At 54.3% G+C, this 15,644-nt stretch carries 17 protein-coding genes; 6 read left to right on the forward strand and 11 right to left on the reverse strand.

The window, feature by feature from the left end:
- Positions 1-161 precede the first annotated feature (161 nt).
- Positions 162-989 carry a thioesterase family protein gene (locus tag CQ018_RS08310; RefSeq protein ID WP_105549528.1) on the forward strand — a complete coding sequence of 276 codons (828 nt, stop codon included), beginning with the start codon at positions 162-164 and terminating at the stop codon, positions 987-989.
- A 95-nt stretch (positions 990-1,084) separates the two neighbouring features.
- On the opposite strand, the gene CQ018_RS08315 is transcribed toward CQ018_RS08310, so the two are convergent.
- Both CQ018_RS08315 and CQ018_RS08320 read right to left on the reverse strand, forming a co-directional pair.
- Entirely contained in the window at positions 1,085-1,645 is a 561-nt protein-coding gene (locus CQ018_RS08315) for a hypothetical protein (protein ID WP_105549529.1), read from the reverse strand.
- Between the two features lie 112 nt (positions 1,646-1,757).
- Positions 1,758-2,369: a uridine kinase gene (locus tag CQ018_RS08320; protein ID WP_105549530.1), complete on the reverse strand. Its 612-nt coding sequence runs from the start codon at positions 2,367-2,369 to the stop codon at positions 1,758-1,760.
- A gap of 37 nt (positions 2,370-2,406) precedes the next feature.
- On the opposite strand from CQ018_RS08320, the gene CQ018_RS08325 reads away from it, so the two are divergent.
- Together CQ018_RS08325 and CQ018_RS08330 are read left to right on the forward strand one after the other, a co-directional pair.
- Positions 2,407-3,150 carry a lipoate--protein ligase family protein gene (locus CQ018_RS08325; protein ID WP_105549531.1) on the forward strand — a complete coding sequence of 248 codons (744 nt, stop codon included), beginning with the start codon at positions 2,407-2,409 and terminating at the stop codon, positions 3,148-3,150.
- 86 nt (positions 3,151-3,236) lie between these two features.
- Positions 3,237-4,205 (forward strand): DMT family transporter, encoded by a 969-nt coding sequence (locus CQ018_RS08330; RefSeq protein WP_219844030.1) that lies wholly within the window; start codon positions 3,237-3,239, stop codon positions 4,203-4,205.
- Positions 4,206-4,478: 273 nt separating this feature from the next.
- On the opposite strand, the gene CQ018_RS08335 is transcribed toward CQ018_RS08330, so the two are convergent.
- Together CQ018_RS08335 and CQ018_RS08340 are read right to left on the reverse strand one after the other, a co-directional pair.
- Positions 4,479-5,930, reverse strand: coding sequence for an APC family permease (locus CQ018_RS08335; RefSeq protein WP_105549532.1), 1,452 nt, complete (start codon positions 5,928-5,930; stop codon positions 4,479-4,481).
- Positions 5,931-6,128: 198 nt separating this feature from the next.
- The gene (locus CQ018_RS08340) at positions 6,129-6,554 is read right to left on the reverse strand and encodes a hypothetical protein (RefSeq protein ID WP_105549533.1); all 426 of its coding nucleotides are present in this window, start codon (positions 6,552-6,554) and stop codon (positions 6,129-6,131) included.
- Positions 6,555-6,557: 3 nt separating this feature from the next.
- On the opposite strand from CQ018_RS08340, the gene CQ018_RS20045 reads away from it, so the two are divergent.
- Together CQ018_RS20045 and CQ018_RS08345 are read left to right on the forward strand one after the other, a co-directional pair.
- Entirely contained in the window at positions 6,558-6,731 is a 174-nt protein-coding gene (locus CQ018_RS20045; protein ID WP_181149797.1) for a hypothetical protein, read from the forward strand.
- A gap of 1,268 nt (positions 6,732-7,999) precedes the next feature.
- Positions 8,000-9,619 carry a DUF6636 domain-containing protein gene (locus CQ018_RS08345; protein WP_105549534.1) on the forward strand — a complete coding sequence of 540 codons (1,620 nt, stop codon included), beginning with the start codon at positions 8,000-8,002 and terminating at the stop codon, positions 9,617-9,619.
- A gap of 218 nt (positions 9,620-9,837) precedes the next feature.
- Here the strand turns inward: CQ018_RS08345 and CQ018_RS19825 are convergent, their stop codons facing one another.
- The 6 genes from CQ018_RS19825 to CQ018_RS08380 all read right to left on the reverse strand — a co-directional run bounded on the left by CQ018_RS19825 (position 9,838) and on the right by CQ018_RS08380 (position 14,175).
- Entirely contained in the window at positions 9,838-10,233 is a 396-nt protein-coding gene (locus tag CQ018_RS19825) for a hypothetical protein (protein WP_146111851.1), read from the reverse strand.
- Between the two features lie 167 nt (positions 10,234-10,400).
- Complete coding sequence (locus CQ018_RS08360) at positions 10,401-10,874, reverse strand: hypothetical protein (protein ID WP_105549537.1); 474 nt, start codon at positions 10,872-10,874, stop codon at positions 10,401-10,403.
- 567 nt (positions 10,875-11,441) lie between these two features.
- Positions 11,442-12,071, reverse strand: coding sequence for an MBL fold metallo-hydrolase (locus CQ018_RS08365; RefSeq protein WP_105549538.1), 630 nt, complete (start codon positions 12,069-12,071; stop codon positions 11,442-11,444).
- Positions 12,071-13,156, reverse strand: a complete 1,086-nt coding sequence (locus CQ018_RS08370; protein WP_105549539.1) for an S-(hydroxymethyl)mycothiol dehydrogenase — start codon at positions 13,154-13,156, stop codon at positions 12,071-12,073. Before CQ018_RS08370 ends, CQ018_RS08365 begins: the two co-directional genes overlap by 1 nt.
- Before the next feature lie 110 nt (positions 13,157-13,266).
- Positions 13,267-13,539: a glutaredoxin domain-containing protein gene (locus CQ018_RS08375; protein WP_105549540.1), complete on the reverse strand. Its 273-nt coding sequence runs from the start codon at positions 13,537-13,539 to the stop codon at positions 13,267-13,269.
- A gap of 141 nt (positions 13,540-13,680) precedes the next feature.
- Positions 13,681-14,175, reverse strand: coding sequence for a DUF1801 domain-containing protein (locus CQ018_RS08380; protein WP_258142463.1), 495 nt, complete (start codon positions 14,173-14,175; stop codon positions 13,681-13,683).
- A gap of 191 nt (positions 14,176-14,366) precedes the next feature.
- On the opposite strand from CQ018_RS08380, the gene CQ018_RS08385 reads away from it, so the two are divergent.
- The gene (locus CQ018_RS08385; protein ID WP_181149827.1) at positions 14,367-15,122 is read left to right on the forward strand and encodes an SOS response-associated peptidase; all 756 of its coding nucleotides are present in this window, start codon (positions 14,367-14,369) and stop codon (positions 15,120-15,122) included.
- Here CQ018_RS08385 and CQ018_RS08390 read toward each other — a convergent pair.
- Positions 15,119-15,592, reverse strand: a complete 474-nt coding sequence (locus CQ018_RS08390) for a DUF5956 family protein (RefSeq protein ID WP_105549542.1) — start codon at positions 15,590-15,592, stop codon at positions 15,119-15,121. The genes CQ018_RS08385 and CQ018_RS08390 overlap by 4 nt on opposite strands.
- Positions 15,593-15,644 lie beyond the last annotated feature (52 nt).

Below are 15,644 nucleotides of genomic sequence, written 5' to 3' on the forward strand. Positions count from 1 at the left end.
TTGACTCGCGCACTAGTGCTGCTCAATATGACAACTGTCAACGTGAGTCGGTAGTCACCCGCAAAAATCAGGGCCGAGGATTGTGGTACAGCTCGCATTGATAGATAGGCTAAAACGAAAAGAGGAATTGGTGCCAAGCACCTGTAACGAAGGATGTTGACATGAGTCAAACAGCAACCGAGCCTGACCTGCCGGAACTCGCGGTGGGAGATTTCTACTACCAGCCCTTGGGCAATGGGCACTATCGCTCGACTGTGCATGCGCAGGGTGCTTGGAATCCGCATGAGCAGCATATGGCTCCGGCTACCGGGATCCTGGTTCATGAAATGGAGAAGTTCCAGCCACGCGAGGAAATGCGTATGGCTCGGATCAGCTTGGATATTCATGGCATCATCCACGCTGGAGACTTTGAGATCAAGACCCGGATGATTCGTCCGGGACGAACAATTGAGTTGATTGAAGGGGAAATGATTTCGCAGGGCCGGACCTGTGTGGTGGCCCGGGGCTGGCGGTTGAAGACGAGTGATTCAACTGCGGTGGCGGCCCTGGAAGATACAGAGGTGACGCATCCCGAAGAGTTGGTTGCTTTTGAGGGAATGACGCCATGGCCGGGTGGTTATATTCGGGGCCTTGAATTCCGTGGTGCCAACGGGCATCGCCCGGGCAAGGGCGTGGTGTGGATGCGCAACCACTTTGAGATGGTTCAAGGCATCCAGAGTCCAGACTTTGTTCGCCTGATGGGCATGGTTGATACCGCCAATGGGGTAGCACCGCGTGTTGCACCCGGACCAGGATCGTGGATGTTCCCCAATGTTGATCTGCAGATTCACATGTACCGAGCACCGGTTGGTGAATGGTTGGGTATCGAGGCTCAGCAGACCTATGGAACCGATGGCATTGGGCTGACCTCTGCGGTATTGCATGATATTAATGGGCCGTTTGGTCGTACCGAGCAGATTCTTACCGTTCGACCACTGCCTGGGCAATAAGTGTAGAAACACTGGTGGGTGGCGTAGTTTCTTGGATTTCGCTGCGCGACCAGCACTGCGCGGCTTGAGCTACACAGGGCTAATTTTAGTAATAATTATGCCCCGGTAATTTTACTCTCGGCATTTTGGAAGGCTTCCTCAAGCGCGGTGATGGCTAGTCTATAACCCCCCTGTGCATTCTCAGCCGTAGTGGATGCGGGCCGAGCACGAAATTGTTCGGCCCGGGCCAGCGCTTGAGTGAGTGCGGAAATTTCTGGCACATGTATGTCGTGCATCCCCGGGTAGTCGATACGTGCAGCGGGGTCGAGCTCGTAACGGATCCAGCGGTTGAGGACAGAGTCATGCCGATCGGTGAGCATTTGTTGGTTTGTGGCATTAAAGTATTCGTTGCGTTCGGTCCGCTGGCGCGCACGTTGGTATATCGCATGTTTTGCGGTGGATAGTGCGGCTGCTAGGGAGAGCAGTAGGGTGGCTGCGCCGGCCCACGGCGAAATGGCCGATGCAATCAGTAATAACGGAAGGTAGATGCATGCACCGGTGAAGGCATACCAGAAGCTTGCATCGGGGTCCTCAGGGTTCACGGACTTAGTAACTGCTTGCCAGATAGTTGTGGCAGTAACGAGTATTGCGGATAGACCGAGTGCGATAGCAAGCATGTCGACTACCTCCGAAGGCTGCGCGGCCCGGAACGGTATATACCGAGCCTAGTCTCCCATTTCACCCTGAACTGGCTGAACGGGTCAAGGGTGCGAGGAGAATGCCCCCGTGCTACGTTCGTGGGGTAGCGAGCATCCTTTTGATCGTTTTCTTTTTCATTGGGATAAAACCGGCTTCCAGATATTTGGAGCGAATCTGTCGATCGGCGCGTAAAAGCGCATAACCGCGCTTGAGCAAGAAGAGGATTGGCTTTCGACGTTCCTTCACATCACGGATGAAACGTCGCAGGGCGGTGAGAAGTGGTGAAACTTCGATGTAGTAGGCCTGAACGACTAAACCCAGTCCTTGCAGTGGGGCTAAGACCTCGCTGACGAAGATACCTTCGGCGATTAGCGGTCCTCCATTGAGCTCAATGGTATGAGTGCCGTCATAGCTTGAAGTGCTGATTGCATAATTGGGCACATGAGTTTGCCCGGTCTCTAGTAATTCAACGATTCCATCAACCGCCTTGTCACAATTCCAAGTGCCTGGATGATCCCAATCAACCTCACCATAAGGGGTTTGCGGCAAGGGCGAGGCCGGTGTGTGTTCACTAAGTTCGCGATAGAAGTTATCGAGTTCTAGGTGGGGGCGACCAAACTGATGGGCGAGGTAAGATTTACCGGATCCGGATGTTCCACCGAGCAATATTAAGGGAGTTTGTTGTTGCGGCACTTGACCCATTATTCCCTTCACTGCCCGCGGACCTAGAATCGAGCCCATGAGTCTTTGGAATTCTGCTGCAAACACCGCGCTTCACCTAGTACATGATGAGCCAACGGGTGATCCAGAGGTGGATCTGATGACGGGGATCCAACTATTGTCTGAGGTACGTGATGGGGTCAAACCTCAAACGCTTAGGCTTTATCGTCCGGATCCAACCCTGGCCTTCGGGCAACGCGATGTTCGTTTACCCGGCTACGATGCTGCGGTTCAGAGCGCCACCGAGCATGGATTTGCGCCGGTGGTACGCAAGGCCGGTGGACGGGCTGCGGCCTATCACCGGGGGTGCTTGATCGTTGACCATGTGGAACTTGCCCAAGAAGCCATGATGGGCCATCAGCAACGCTTCAAAGTACTGGGCCAGCTCTATGCTGATGCATTGCAAAGCGCTGGCGTCGATGCCCGAGTGGGGGAGATCGATGGAGAATACTGCCCGGGTGAATATAGCGTTCACGGTGTGCCTGCAACGGGATCTCCAACGCAGAATAAGGTCAAACTTGTGGGTACAGCACAACGCGTAGTCGGCGGAGCCTGGCTGTTTTCCAGTGTTTTTGTCATCGAGAATTCGGCGCCGATCCGAGCGGTACTCGATGATGTGTACAAGGCCATGGAAATTGACATGAATCCGGCAACGGCTGGCGCCGCAGATGATCTAGTGACGGGGCTGAGTGTCGAAAAATTCTGTGAGCATCTTGTTGCCGAATACCGAAAATACATTCCTGTCAATGAGTCAGGAACCTAGGAAATTGCTGTTTTTACGAGCCCGATGCAGCCCCCTGACTACATATTTTGGTTCCAACGCGGCAAAAAGATTTGGAAGTGTTCTTAGTGAGTAAGCGAAGGCACAATGTTGGACTGCTGGCGATAGTTATTACCGCATTGTTGTGGGGGACTACCGGTACAGTTGCAACATTTGCTCCAGAGGTCGGCCCGTTGGCTATCGGTGCTGCTGCCCTAGGCATTGGTGGATTGCTGCAAGCGGTGATTGCCATTCCTGCCTTGCGGGTTGCGGCTCCCCAATTGCGGGCCAACCGGGCGAAGGTATTACTCGGTGGCCTTGCCGTGGGAATTTATCCGTTGGCTTTCTATTCATCTATGCATTTGGCAGGTGTCGCCGTGGGCTCGGTACTCTCCTTGGCTTCGGCACCACTTGCCTCGGGTGTATTGGAATGGCTGGTGGATCGTAGGCCACTGAGCCGGTGGTGGATGCTGGCCGCGGGACTTGGGGTACTTGGCAGTACATTGCTGTGTGTCTCAAAGTTGCAAGGCGCAGCAACTGAACTTCTTCCAATGCTTGCCGGCATTGGGTTGGGGTTAATTGCTGGTGCCACCTATGCGACTTATTCGTGGGTGGTTCATGGGCTGATGCATGCGAGGGTGAGCCGGGGCGCAGCCATGGGGTCGGTGTTCGGTGTAGGTGGTGCCTTGCTGATCCCGGTATTGCTCGTGACGGGTGCTCCACTGGTGGCCTCGGGGCAGGGCTTTGCGGTTGCCGCATATATGGCGTTGGTGCCAATGTTCCTTGGTTATCTGCTCTTTGGGATGGGGCTGGCTCGGGTATCTGCAAGTACTGCAACCACCGTGACGCTTCTTGAACCGGCTATTGCCACGGTGCTTGCTGTACTGATAGTTGGCGAGCAACTTGGCATCCTGGGTTGGGCAGGTCTTGGGGTGATTGCCTTGGTACTGGGGATCTTGGCCTTGGCACCAGCAAACGATTCGGCTGTCCCTGAGAAGAGAAATCATAAAGCGACGAGAATGGCAGCCGTGGTTGGATCTTTAGAGTCTGATTCTTAGGAGGCTTTGGACGGTTCCAGCTGGACTAATTATGGGATTGTTCATGGGGCGTGAATTGACAGCGGCGTTGCCCCAGAATTCGCGAAATGAAATCCTCGGGGGCCGAGCAGATTTCGATGGCAGCGTTGTTGCCCGATTCGCTCTGGAGTTTTCGGCGTGTGGTATCAGCCTTCGCGTCATGCCATGATGCTGTCTGGGCCCGAACTGAGCAACCGTTGTAATGAAATGTTTGAGCGGTGGAGGTCTTGTCAAGCCAGTGGGCTGGGGGGTGAGTTAGCCTGTGTGAGCATGTGTCGAGGACTCCTCTTTACTTGTGCGTAGTACGGATGCAGCGAAGTTTGCGTAGGCTTCGGGATTGGATTGGCGTTGGCGTAGTGAAACGAAGACGCCGATGATTGCCACGAGCGGCAATAAGAGAGGTACCAGGTTGACCCACGCGGAATCGGAACCGGTGAGCGTCGGATAGTTCAGCGTGGCAAGGATGAATCCAGCTCCCAACCCGAGGGCACCAATCGCCGGGGCAATGATTCCACGCCAGAGAGAACGGTCTTCTCGTTTCCAGAAGAACATCAATACCGCCACTGCGGTAATGGCCTGGACAAAGATGATTCCACGGGTTCCTAATCCCACGAAGCCTGCGGCAATCACCGTATACGGGTCAACGCCCAGTAACGCCATGAACCCCAGGATTAGTACGGTAAATGCGGTGATGGTGAGGCTAGCAATGTGTGGGCGTAGATGCCGTGCATGGAATCCACCAAAGACACGTGGCATCATCTGTTCGCGCCCCAGGGCAAAGAGGTAACGACTTGCCGCGTTATGCAGGGCCAAATAGGAGGCAAGGATGCTGGTGCACAGCAATACTGCAGTGGCGCTGTAAAGAGCTTCCCCGCCGTAGTCCTTCGCCAAGGTGAAGACCAAATCGCCAAGCTGGGATTCGGCCATGGCAGGTGCTTTCAGGCCACCGGCGGCACCGATAATAATCCACGCGGTGATCACATAAAAAGCGGAGATCGAGGCTACCGAGATATACATGGCTCGCGGTACCGTACGCTCAGGGTTTTTGGATTCCTCGCCGTAGATTGCCGCCGATTCGAATCCAATGAAACTTGTTAACGCAAAGAGCAATGCAATGCCGAGGGTACTGGAGAAGGCTTGGTTTGGGGCGAACGAATCAATTGGGAACGCGGCGACTCCCTTAGTGCCGACCACCGCGATATTGAAAATGATCAGGATCGCAAACTCCAACACCATCAGTACTCCCAGCACCTTCACGGATAGCTCGGCGCTGCGATAGCCCAAGAAACCTACCAACGCGCTCCCGCAGGCGGTGAAAACAAACCAAGGTACCGACAAGCCAAGTCCAGCAAAGACCAAGTGGGTGAAGTAGCCGAATGCGGTTCCGATACCCAGTGCCATGGAGGTATAACCAACAAATGCCGCGTAGGCACCGGCGGCCCCCGCTGGTTTACCCATGGCCCGGGCTATGTAGGTATAGAAGGCTCCCGAGTTCACTACGCGGGCGTTCATTGCCCCATAGCCCTCCGAGAAGCACAACAGGATCACCGCGGCAAGCACAAAAGCGGCGGGAAGCCCGATCCCGTTGGTCCGGGTGAGCGCCAGCGGAACGTTGCCCACCATCGCGCCCATGGGTGCGGCCGCCGCGATTACAAGAAAAACGACCTTGCGCGTCGAGAGGACCTGGCGCTGCGTGGGATCGGACATGGGGGCCTCCGGTTGCACGTTACGGCCCGGTAGGAAATCGACGCCTGCCTCAAACTAACCCTTAAGAGGCAGGCAGATCAAGAGTGGTGATCGGTTTTCATGAGGGGTTTGGTGTAGTAGCGGTAGCCTTGCTCGTTTACGACCGTTCCAAGAGCTTGACGGCGAATAGTACGATCCGGCTCGATCCATTGTAGATTTCTAGCCACCGACGATCTTCTCGGTTTTCTTCGCCAATTCTTCGATCCGCGGGGTGAGCTCGGTGAGCTGAGCATTGTACCTGTCCACGATCTTCTGTTGTTCACGCCGAATCGCGGTTAGGTACTCTGTAGCTGCCCCGGTGGACTTGCCACATTCAACATAGGCTGCAGCAAGCTCGGATTCTTTGGTCGTGGGGATATATCGATTGGGCTTGATGGCCGCGACATATTCCATACCGATTCGAATAATGATGTGTGGCTCTTGCGCTGGGCGCTCAAAGTCCCCGAACCTAATAGTGGTGTCGAATCCGGCAATACCTTGTGTATTTCGGGTGAGAGAATACTTCTGCTCAGCTAGGCATCGTACGATGCGATCCAAGGGCTCCTTGGATAGTTCGCTGGCGGCAAGATTGAGATCGCTGTTCATACTTTGAGCGATATAGACGTAGTCGTCGAAATCCTTCTGCGCATTTTGCCGGGCATTGCCAAGACCATTTGGGGTCAGGAAGAAGGGCCGGTTAATACCACCATCGAGACCTTGGGCGCGGTGAACCAGTTCTCCTATGGCAACGGGCAGAAGTCGGCTATCTCTGGCAACGGATAGGCAACGAAGAACCGGTTCCTAGTACGTGCTGCATAGCCTCACTCGGTTGTGCTGTTCTGGCTTGTTGGTAAGGCCACTTTTGGATACATGGAATTTTCTATGTCTGTCAAACGGTTTCCTAGATGTTTTTGAACGGGTCGAGGCAACTCGAACCATGACGACGTGTCGTGCCAGATAGCATTTGACGCAGCATCGGATCTCTTCGCCGGTTGTCCCCTCGGTGCGGCGTATCTCAACGTATTCGTATGTCTTCGCGTCATGAGTCACCCTGCTGACCGTAGCTATTTGCAGGACGCTGTCGAGCCTCCAGTCCCCGCCTTATTCAGTAGATGGCGCCCGCGCTTCTGACGACGGGGATGAATTTCACGCCAGTCAAACTGACGAAGGAAGACGGGTTGCGGACTCGTATTTCGTGCGACCAAGCCACCAAATATTTCGCCGCGGACACTGCGCGGGAGCCCTTCTGATGGAATAAGGGTGAATCCTCGCTGATTTAATCCAACTCGTCGAACTTCTGTTCGTTGGACTTCAACTGCTCGTCGACGGCTAGCATGTGCTTGGCTCTACGGACCATCTCGGGCGAATTTTCCAGTAATAGTTGCGGCTGAAATACAGGGATCGATAGTCTTTATACTGGCGCGTTGTCTTGTTATTGCGGTGGTGCGGGTGATCCGTTCGGTAAGCGGCTAGAGCATCGAGATAAGTCGGCGATGAATTCTTGCCGTGTGTTGGACTGTAAGTCTTGGAATTCTGCCTGTGCAGCAGCAACCAAATGGCGAAGTTCTTTAGCGGGGTCTTTTTCGTATTCGTTCCAATGAGCGCGCAAGTGTTTCACCGCATGGGTCTATAACAATCCGGCAGCATGGTGACCCTTATGCTCAATGCGGTAGTTCGCAGTACCAAGTTGTATGAAGATGATGCTGACGCGGCAACTAGCTTCAATGCGTTTCATACGGACTTTATCCATCTCAGCTGAGAACTTTCGTTTACTATAGCGACGCTCCAGAGTCGCGATTGGAACAGTCGCTGTTAGATTCACTGCCCCCGGCCCAACACGCAAACCAAATGTATACCTGCCCGTTCTGGTAGCAGTTGCCCTGCTACGCGGCTGGGGCCTTTGAAAGATTTGTGCTCATGCCTAGGTGTATCCGGCGCCGAGGCTACTCCAAGGAAGAGATTATGTAGGCTGACCTGAATTTCTCTCTCTATAAGTCAATGTAGGGTTTAAACGATTTGCTAAACATTACGTTGTCTACTTTTGGGGAAGCATGAAGAAAACTAAATCGATGATGATTGCCCTGACTGCGGCCCTCGCACTCACAATCACATCCTGCAGCGCCATCGGCCCAATGGGGAGCGATGCTAAAGCCAACAAGGTGACTCCGACTCTCACGGGAGAGGGCAAGGGCGAAATTCAGGCTCCTGTAGGAGACGGGCTGTTCGTTGGATGGATAGCTGGCGAGCAACGAGGAGTCTTTGACAAAGATGGGAATGTCATGCCTTGGTCCACTGAGACAACACACCCCGCCATGGCTCACAAATATGAAATTGGTGCGGTTGAAGGCGCTGTGCTTTTGATGGGCGACCTGGCTAACATCCCTGATGAGTCAGGCTTAGCGGTAGGAAGAGGCTTTGTTCGAGTCGATCCGCAAACCGGAAAAACCATTTGGGAAGCTGCGATCCCCACCCATACAGACGGCGTAGTCAACAAGGATGTCATGTTGATAGAAACTGACATATCCGAAATCAAGTCCTCGCACATTGCCTACTCACTAGAAACCGGCAAAGAGTTATACAGGGTTCCAGCGATGCGCGAACTTGGAAAGGGTGATGTTAGCAAGCCGAGTGGGGATGATCCTCTTGGCGACAGCTCGGTGCTGACTTATGAGTCTGAGGATGGTGACGATAGCTTCAGCCAGACTATTGAACTTAAGACCGGTAAATTAGGGCCGCTACTTAAATCGAGCGAGGTCAAGGACCCGCCCGAGTTCGACGACCTAGAGTATGAAAGCGCGGGTGGCCCGGAGGGGGAAGTGCTCTATAAACGAGTAGATTCAGACAGGAACATTGTTTGGTCGCACACAGACAAGAGCCTCTCATGGAGGGACGATAGCTACCGAGCCAGCACGTCCCGTCTGCAGTCTGTCTATCGGATTCTTGAGTTCAAAACTCAGGAATCCGACGCCGAGGAGCCAGTAATGATGCTGACTTTTCTGGATTGGGAAACGGGTAATATTGTCTCGACCTTTGATCCTGAACTTGTGCTTGGTGGTCGCGCTCAGGATGTGGGCCATACAATTGGCATGATAGATGACCGAACTTTTTATGTGAACTTTGAAGAAAATTCAGAGAAGTCTTTCAAAATCTTTGAGCTAACGGGCCTCCCGGAGAGCCCCAACTCTGAAGGCGGCAAGCCCAAGGCAGCAGTGGCCCCAGAACCTAGCGAATCACCAAACGCCACCGAGACTGCAGAGGTGGCACCCGAACCTAAGCGCGTCATGGTCGACCCAGCAAAGTTCACCGCTGGTGACCGTGGCCAGACCTACTTCAAGTCCCCATCCGGAAACCTTCACTGCGCGCTCCTTATGGGAGCGGGCGGACAGTTTGGCTGCATGTCACAAACCAGTGTTGAGAATATGCCTGAATGCGATGATCCTCTAGGCTCGTCCGCATCAACTGTTGGCTTCAGCTTCAAAACTGAAGAAGTTAACAAACTATGCAGCCCTCAGGGATTTTATTCCCATGAAGATGCAAAGGTCTTGGCGTACGGTGAGTCTTCAAATTTCTATGGAGTAACCTGCACTTCAAGCCAAACTGGCATCGTCTGTGAGAGCGAATCCGATGGAACTGGGTTCCATGCTTCCAAGAAATCATTCAAAACTTTCTAGAGCAGCCACCCGTCTGATTAAGAATAGAACCCCTGTACACGAACGTATCGTGCAGGGGTTCTATTCAATAGTAGGGCTGATCGTATCCAACCCATTGCTGCGCGGATCCAGCTGCTCAGCCTTAGCCAATTCATCACAGGTTTTGTCCAAGGATCGGCCAAATGCGGTATGAAGTCGGTCGGCTAATGGAATTAGGATCCTTTGGATGAACCACTGCTCTAACTTGCGCATGTGCGCTCCCTAATTCGGCGGTGAACATATTGCATCCGGATGCGCGGCTGGGAGGCATAAAGCCCAGAATTGTGGGCAGGATTCAGTTCGATCACCACTGGTTCGCCTGTATCGGAATTGATGGCAATATCCATGACCCAGACATCACCTAGCGATGGTGCCTGAGCAAAGAGCTGCGGACCGACAACGTGACCGAACCCAACCAGCACATTCACACAATTTTGGTCCTTGCGAACTGCGAGGCTACTACGATAGCCACTGACCTTGGCGTCAAAGGCTTGTCCGTTGTTATCCAGCGGTGTGTGGTGCTCGATGCAACCGGCACCTGTAACTGGACCAGGCCAGCCATGAACAGTTGGTACTCGTCCACCATTGGGATCCATTCCTGGACCAAGAAGACCTCTGAAGCACCAATGACCTGGTAGCCAACCATCTCCGTGAAATCTTCTGGCATGACAGGGCTACAGTAATCGCGGGGTCTCTCAGCGAGCGTGAACTTCCAAATCCCTGTTTTCGGCTGAGTACCCTTGACCACAAGCGTGTGCACACCTTATTCAAAGAGCTCCTGCAATACCTCGATAAGGTCTGGGCCTACCTCTGGGTGATAGCCTGCCAGCGCCCGTTTGCGGCCCGCAATCGCCTTAAATGCAATCTCCCAGTACCTGGCATCGGGTCCGGCAGCACTGCAGATGCTCCTATCAAAACGATGTACCGGACCGAACACGAAGTCTGGGGATAAAGGTTTGTTGACCGGTGAGCAGGTGACAAAGTTGTAGAAGTCTTGGCTCTTGGTTCGGACAAGAGTGTTCTCGGCACTAAAGGCTTCTGTGGCTCCGTCAAAGCGATAGGCAGACTCGATCCATCGCTCAAAATCACCCGCCACAGAATGTGCTGGAGGGCCGAAGGCTTCCGTCCACCGTGCGAGTAGATGTTCAACTTCGGCGTGATTTTGATGCCTCAAGTTCTCAAATAGTGGAGCGGGAAACTCCAGAGAGATCTCTAGCAGGAGGATAGGTTCTGACATTTTTAGAACCCATCCCGCAAGGACGAGGATAAGCCGGCTCCGCGCTCCATGGTATATTAATGTTCAATTTCACGCCTGCTGGGAAGCAGAGTGATGACGATCAGCCACAAAATGCCGGTACAAACCCAGCGCAGTGCGTCTTGGGGAATGCACCTAGCAGCAATATTCGCTAAGTACGGCAAAACTCAGTTGGCAGCCCAGCCTCCTGCTGATACCGACTCGGGCAATATCGTGTTGGCCAGGAACACGCACAGTTCGACCCTATGGAATGTGCCATTTCATAGGGTCGAGTCTTGGGCCAACAGGCACGGGCCACATCGTAACGACTAGGGTTTGCCCCCCAGTGAAGGCCCTAGCCGAATGCTAAAAGCAGTTCAAACTAATAGCAGCGTAAGAAGAAAATCAATCAAAATTTCTCAAAACTTGACGATCGCGACGGTTGCCGCACAAGTCGTCTGGTCATCAGGAGAAACTCCTCGGTACTTAACTGGCCTCTCTGGGAACGTAGAAATGGGTAGGGCCGGTGAGCTCGAATGCTCACCGCCCCTACCCATTAATCAGCTGCGGTTAGTGTCCGCGTTTGATCCACTCATCGAGGTTTGGTGCCTCGGCACCAATGCTTGTGGCATCCCCGTGCCCGGTGTTCACAACAGTGTCACCCGGCAAGGTCAGCAAGCGCTCGCGGATCGATTCGATAATCGTCTCGAAGTTCGAGTAGCTGCGTCCGGTCGCACCGGGTCCACCGTTGAACAAGGTATCACCAGAGAATACGGTGCCCAAGGATTCCACGTAGAAGCAGGTCGAGCCGGGGGAGTGCCCGGGAGTGTGCAGAGCAACCAGGGTGGCGCCTGCAATCTCAAAGGTATCTCCGTCGCTGATCTCATGATCCGCGCTGGTGCCGGGGAAAACATCCTCCCAGAGCATCTGATCGGCAGGGTTCAGGTGAACCGGTGCCTTGACCAGATCAGCGAACTCGCGAGCGTAACGGATGTGATCATCATGCCCGTGGGTCAGCAGCACGGCTTTGACGGTGCGCTCACCCACTGCCTCGGCGATCTTGGCCGGCTCGTGAGCCGGGTCGATCACGAAGACCTCGGATTCGTTTCCGATGATCCATACGTTGTTATCGACATCCCAGGTGCCACCATCAAGGCTAAAGGTACCGGAGGTGACGATGTTCTGAATCTGTGCGCTCATTAGAGTTCCACCACCGAACGAAGAACCTTACCTTCACCCATCTTGGTGAAGGCTGCCTCAACGTCATTGATGCCAATGCGTTCGGAAACAAACGCATCAAGGTCCAGACGTCCCAGCTTGTACTGTTCAACTAGCATCGGGAAGTCGCGGCTTGGCAGGCAATCGCCATACCAGGAAGACTTCAGCGATCCGCCGTGCCCAAAGACATCCAGCAGCGGAAGCTCAAGCTTCATTTCCGGGGTCGGGACGCCCACCAGGACGACGCGGCCGGCGAGGTCGCGGGCGTAGAACGCCTGCTTGTAGGTTTCGGGGCGACCCACGGCCTCAATGACCACGTCGGCGCCGAAGCCACCGGTAACGGCCTTAATGCCTTCGACGGCATCTTCGTTCTTGGAGTTCACGGTGTGCGTAGCACCCATGTTCTTGGCCATGGCGAGCTTGTCATCATCGATGTCCACCGCCACGATGGTGGTGGCCCCGGCCAGCTGGGCCCCGGCGATCGCAGCAATACCGACCCCGCCACAGCCGATGACGGCCACGGATTCCCCGCGCTTGACCTCACCGGTGTTGATTGCCGCACCGATGCCAGCCATGACACCGCAACCCAGCAGGCCTACAGCTGCTGCGTCTACATCTTCATCAACCTTGGTGCACTGCCCGGCAGCAACAAGGGTCTTTTCGGCAAATGCGCCAATACCCAAGGCTGGGGAGAGCTCCGTGCCGTCCTCGAGGGTCATTTTCTGGGTGGCGTTAGCCGTGTTGAAGCAGTACTGGGCTTGGCCCTTGGCACAGGCGCGGCACTGGCCACATACTGCACGCCAGTTCAGGATCACACGGTCGCCGACCTGTACGTTGTCAACGCCTTCACCGATTTTGGAGACTACACCGGTGGCTTCGTGTCCCAATAAGTAGGGGTACTCGTTGCCGATTCCGCCGAGCTTGTAGTGCAGGTCTGTGTGGCAGACACCACAGGTGAGGATATCAACGACTGCCTCGCCCGGTCCTGGGTCTGGAACGATAATAGTGACTGTTTCGACCGGGGCATCCTTGGCTCGGACGATGACGGCCTGGACCTTCTGGGACATGACACTCCATTTCATGCGTGGCCGTCTCGCGGCCATGGATTGTTAACTGCTAGAGGGGTGAGGCCTACCGTGAATGGCAGATCTCACCCCTCTATCCAAGCACAGGATGACTAGGCGCGCTCTAGGACCTCTTCAATGCGCGGGTTTGTTGCGGCGGTACCGTCGGAGAAGATCAAGGTGGGTACCGTCTGGTTGCCTCCGTTGAAGTGCTCAACCAACTCTGCGGTACCTTCAACTTCCTCGATATTTACCTCGGTGTAGCCAATGCCCTTGGCATCCATCAGTCGCTTGAGGTTGCGGCAGTATCCGCACCACGAGGTGGTGAACATCGTGACGGACCCGGCTTCGGGGATGTAGGGGGAAAGTTTTGCATTTTCAGTCATACTTCATATAACCACGGACGCGAGGCAGTTATTTCATCGGCCCAACGTATGGTCGGTTTCATGGATTCGGCGATGTCATCCAAGCCAGAGATGAACTATAGGCTTGGACGAATTTGAGCAACCCAGTTGGAAAGCTTGGGCTCAGTGTTTCTTGCCACCAATTCCTGGAACCGCTGTTATCTGCTTCATCCATTGGGCAATCTGCAACTCGTCAAGCTCTTCAATGGATTCAAGTTCAACCCCTCGCGTTGCTTTGCCCATCCCCACGGGTGTCACCGGTGGAACCGGCGTCAGGTTGATGCCGTTGATAAACATGAGCTTCACATGGTGGGCAAAACCTCCGGAACTAAAGCACCAACCATCGCCAACGCCGTAGTAGGCCATGCCCCATTTCACGGAGCGTTGCAGGTTGGGCAAAGTCGTGGATGCAAGTGCATCGACGGCTTCGAGGATGCCACGTTGGGGCTCTGGGACGCTAGCGATATAAGAGAAAACTGGTTTGTCACCGAGGGCTGCCTTCGCTGGACTTGCCTTACCCGTCATGGCTTCGGGCAAGACAAAAGTCGTGCTTGGCTGAGTGGAGGTAGATGCGGTTGTGTTTTGAGCTTCTGGCTCGGGATCTTTCTTGTTATTCATGCGAGAGATGATCCTCTGGGGATAGAACTAAAGCATTAGCATTTCGCTTAAAGCGATCGGCAATAAATTGGGGAATCCTTCAAGGAAGACTCCCGATGGGTGCGCCTCTCCCAACCGTGCGTAGGAGACCATCGAGGCGCGCAAATATGCGAGACTAAACGTTGTAGCGCTAAGAGAGAATGGGGAAAGTGATGTGCGGAAGATACGTCATGGCCAAAGCCATTGGTGACCTCGTCGCAGAGGCAGAAGCAGAAGCAGACGCAAACTTGGAACTGCGACAATCATGGAATATCGCCCCAACTACCGATGTCCCAATAGTCCTAGAGCGCCTCATCGATGGCGAAAACCACAGGCAAGTCCACGTCGCCAAATGGGGCTTGATTCCCGGCTGGGCCAAAGACCCTGCAGTCGGAGTCCGAGCGTTCAACGCACGCAGCGAAACTGTCACGGAAAAGCTAACCTTCCGCGCCGCCATCAAATCGAAACGCTGCGCTGTACCGGCCGAGGGCTACTACGAATGGTTAGCCGGAGACAGTCCCAAAGCCAAGAAGCGCCCCTTCTACGTACATCCCAGCGACGATTCCCTGATCTTCTTCGCGGGACTCTACGAATGGTGGAAAGACCCAGAAAAAGCCGATGGTGACCCAGACCAGTGGCTCCTGTCCACCACCATCCTCACCTGCCCGTCACCTCCGGCAGACTCCGACTCGGAGATCCTTGAAGAGCTTCATGGACTCCACGACCGACTCCCCATCCCGCTGGCCAAAGAAGCGCTTTCCGAATGGCTTGATCCGGAAAACAAGAATGCCGCAGAGCTCGTGGAAATGGCTCGATCCGATGCCTATGAGGTGGCAGCTAAGTGGTCCCTTCGTGAAGTAGACGCAGCAGTAGGTAACGTGCGAAATAATGGCCCAGAACTCATCGAACCTCATTCTGGATTGTTTTAGTGATTGCCAGCGAAGGCTTGAGTGTCTTTGCTGGCCGTACGTTCGAAAAGGGTAGCAATGGTCTGACCGAGATTTTTAGCTTCCGCTGGAAGATCTCGATTGGCTGGTGGCATCTTTGCATCGGCTTGACCGAGTAGGCCCCAGAATTCGCGTTCATCTTTAACCTTTGGGGGCAGGCGCATAAACCAGCGGTATCCATGAGGTCGCGATCGGAGGCGTGAATCGTGTAAGTAGGAGTCGATATCCTTTTCGATTTCCTCGACTTCGGCCGGCGTAAAGGTCTCTGACCAAGATTTGCTACTGCCGTCAGGGTATTCGCAGGTCACCTGAACTTGATCCGTACGTACACCCATGGGTGCTCGGACTACACGATTGGATCCGGCATACCAGGCCGCTATGGCTCCCCGACCATTTTCACTCAACTCAATCCAGCCAGCGGGGCAGGCTGCAATGCGGTAGCTATCCCACATCCAGTTTCACCTTTCTAAAAACCAAGCAGTTGAACAAGCTCTGCTAACTTTC

Origin of the sequence: Arthrobacter sp. MYb227 (genome assembly GCF_002975435.1) — a bacterium.
Lineage (GTDB): Bacteria > Actinomycetota > Actinomycetes > Actinomycetales > Micrococcaceae > Paeniglutamicibacter.

Coding starts and splice junctions, on each gene's coding strand:
- CQ018_RS08315 (WP_105549529.1), bottom strand. CDS start 1,645: ATGCTTGCTATCGCACTCGGTCTATCCGCAATACTCGTTACTGCCACA.
- CQ018_RS08385 (WP_181149827.1), top strand. CDS start 14,367: ATGTGCGGAAGATACGTCATGGCCAAAGCCATTGGTGACCTCGTCGCA.
- CQ018_RS08360 (WP_105549537.1), bottom strand. CDS start 10,874: ATGTCAGAACCTATCCTCCTGCTAGAGATCTCTCTGGAGTTTCCCGCT.
- CQ018_RS19825 (WP_146111851.1), bottom strand. CDS start 10,233: ATGGATCCCAATGGTGGACGAGTACCAACTGTTCATGGCTGGCCTGGT.
- CQ018_RS08340 (WP_105549533.1), bottom strand. CDS start 6,554: ATGAACAGCGATCTCAATCTTGCCGCCAGCGAACTATCCAAGGAGCCC.
- CQ018_RS08320 (WP_105549530.1), bottom strand. CDS start 2,369: ATGGGTCAAGTGCCGCAACAACAAACTCCCTTAATATTGCTCGGTGGA.
- CQ018_RS08325 (WP_105549531.1), top strand. CDS start 2,407: ATGAGTCTTTGGAATTCTGCTGCAAACACCGCGCTTCACCTAGTACAT.
- CQ018_RS08390 (WP_105549542.1), bottom strand. CDS start 15,592: ATGTGGGATAGCTACCGCATTGCAGCCTGCCCCGCTGGCTGGATTGAG.
- CQ018_RS08370 (WP_105549539.1), bottom strand. CDS start 13,156: ATGTCCCAGAAGGTCCAGGCCGTCATCGTCCGAGCCAAGGATGCCCCG.
- CQ018_RS08310 (WP_105549528.1), top strand. CDS start 162: ATGAGTCAAACAGCAACCGAGCCTGACCTGCCGGAACTCGCGGTGGGA.
- CQ018_RS08380 (WP_258142463.1), bottom strand. CDS start 14,175: ATGAATAACAAGAAAGATCCCGAGCCAGAAGCTCAAAACACAACCGCA.
- CQ018_RS08335 (WP_105549532.1), bottom strand. CDS start 5,930: ATGTCCGATCCCACGCAGCGCCAGGTCCTCTCGACGCGCAAGGTCGTT.
- CQ018_RS08375 (WP_105549540.1), bottom strand. CDS start 13,539: ATGACTGAAAATGCAAAACTTTCCCCCTACATCCCCGAAGCCGGGTCC.
- CQ018_RS08365 (WP_105549538.1), bottom strand. CDS start 12,071: ATGAGCGCACAGATTCAGAACATCGTCACCTCCGGTACCTTTAGCCTT.
- CQ018_RS08345 (WP_105549534.1), top strand. CDS start 8,000: ATGAAGAAAACTAAATCGATGATGATTGCCCTGACTGCGGCCCTCGCA.